The sequence below is a fragment of the Streptococcus sp. 27098_8_69 genome, from assembly GCF_041432445.1.
GTDB lineage: Bacteria > Bacillota > Bacilli > Lactobacillales > Streptococcaceae > Streptococcus.
This window is the reverse complement of record NZ_JAPVZO010000051.1, coordinates 1-1,412: the sequence shown is the minus strand read 5'-3', so window position 1 is coordinate 1,412 and position 1,412 is coordinate 1. Positions and strand designations below refer to the sequence as shown.

The following is a 1,412-nucleotide window of genomic DNA, read 5'->3' as shown; positions in this document are numbered from 1 at the left end:
TTTTATGAGAAACGAAAAAGACAATCGACAATAGCTTCAACCAAGCCACATGCGATTGCCTCTATACATCGTCTCATTCGAACAATGTATTACCTCATTACGCATAACAAACTTTACGATTACTCTTTGACCCAAAATCGATAAGATCATCTATGCCATATTATTATAACATCTTGTTTCAAAAAATACCAGATGAGGTGTTTTTTAGCGTGCCCTTTTATGGATCAATAAGTGGTAAAAATAAGACAGTAACCTCAGAATAGCTACTGTCTTATCTCTTTTTTTACTTAAAACCCTTGATATACTTGACAAATGGTATAGTCGATTGAAACAAGAACAGGACAAAAGAGCCTCGAAAAAAGTATTGCAACTTGGCAATACCTTTTTGAGATGCTTTTTAATATGAGCCCATGTTTTCTCTATAGGATTGTACTCAGGTGAGTAGGGAGGAAGTGGTAAAAGTTTATGCCCAAATTCTTCACATAAGAGCTCTAGCTTGCCCATTCTATGGAATCTTGCATTATCTATAATATAGTATAATGAATCTAGAACAGTACACCAAGACTGCTAAAAATGTTTTAGAATCTATATTGTACTACTCTAAGTTCAATCCACTATAGAAAAGAGCACTTTTTATTCAACCCACTACAGTTGAGAAAGAGCCTTTTAAAACAAAAAAAGAGCTTTTAAGCTCTTCAACTACGGAGAATAAGGGATTCGAACCCTTGCGCCAGTTACCCGACCTAACGATTTAGCAAACCGTCCTCTTCAGCCTCTTGAGTAATTCTCCTATTAATGGGCACGAGTGGACTCGAACCACCGACCTCACGCTTATCAGGCGTGCGCTCTAACCACCTGAGCTACGCGCCCAAGTTAAATAACTTGGTAAATGAACAAAATGTTCAAAGCGGGTGACGAGAATCGAACTCGCGACAACAGCTTGGAAGGCTGTAGTTTTACCACTAAACTACACCCGCATATATAAGAAATATGGCGCGAGACGGAATCGAACCGCCGACACATGGAGCTTCAATCCATTGCTCTACCAACTGAGCTACCGAGCCTTATTGCGGGAGCAGGATTTGAACCTACGACCTTCGGGTTATGAGCCCGACGAGCTACCGAGCTGCTCCATCCCGCGTTAATAATAAAGGAGGATGTGGGATTCGAACCCACGCACGCTTTTACACGCCTGACGGTTTTCAAGACCGTTCCCTTCAGCCGGACTTGGGTAATCCTCCATCGTATTTAATGGACCTTGTAGGACTTGAACCTACGACCACTCGGTTATGAGCCGAGAGCTCTAACCAGCTGAGCTAAAGGTCCAACAAGATCATTATAGCGGCGAAGGGGATCGAACCCCCGACCTCCCGGGTATGAACCGGACGCTCTAGCCAGCTGAGCTACACCGC

At 42.7% G+C, this 1,412-nt stretch carries 8 tRNA genes and 2 pseudogenes; 1 reads left to right on the top strand and 9 read right to left on the bottom strand.

Going from position 1 to position 1,412, the window contains the following annotated elements:
* Positions 1-144, top strand: a pseudogene (locus O3658_RS10570) (IS110 family transposase); the annotation flags it as partial.
* Positions 145-324: 180 nt separating this feature from the next.
* Here the strand turns inward: O3658_RS10570 and O3658_RS10565 are convergent.
* The 9 genes and pseudogenes from O3658_RS10565 to O3658_RS10525 form a co-directional block, all read right to left on the bottom strand.
* A pseudogene (locus O3658_RS10565) lies at positions 325-531 on the bottom strand (transposase); the annotation flags it as partial.
* Positions 532-702: 171 nt separating this feature from the next.
* A tRNA-Ser gene (locus tag O3658_RS10560) sits at positions 703-790 on the bottom strand.
* 6 nt (positions 791-796) lie between these two features.
* Positions 797-870 (bottom strand) — tRNA-Ile (locus tag O3658_RS10555).
* Between the two features lie 36 nt (positions 871-906).
* Positions 907-977: transfer RNA gene (locus O3658_RS10550), tRNA-Gly, on the bottom strand.
* A gap of 14 nt (positions 978-991) precedes the next feature.
* Positions 992-1,064, bottom strand: a tRNA-Phe gene (locus O3658_RS10545).
* Between the two features lie 3 nt (positions 1,065-1,067).
* A tRNA-Met gene (locus tag O3658_RS10540) sits at positions 1,068-1,141 on the bottom strand.
* Positions 1,142-1,151: 10 nt separating this feature from the next.
* A tRNA-Ser gene (locus O3658_RS10535) sits at positions 1,152-1,241 on the bottom strand.
* A gap of 11 nt (positions 1,242-1,252) precedes the next feature.
* Positions 1,253-1,326, bottom strand: a tRNA-Ile gene (locus O3658_RS10530).
* A 13-nt stretch (positions 1,327-1,339) separates the two neighbouring features.
* Positions 1,340-1,412 (bottom strand) — tRNA-Met (locus O3658_RS10525).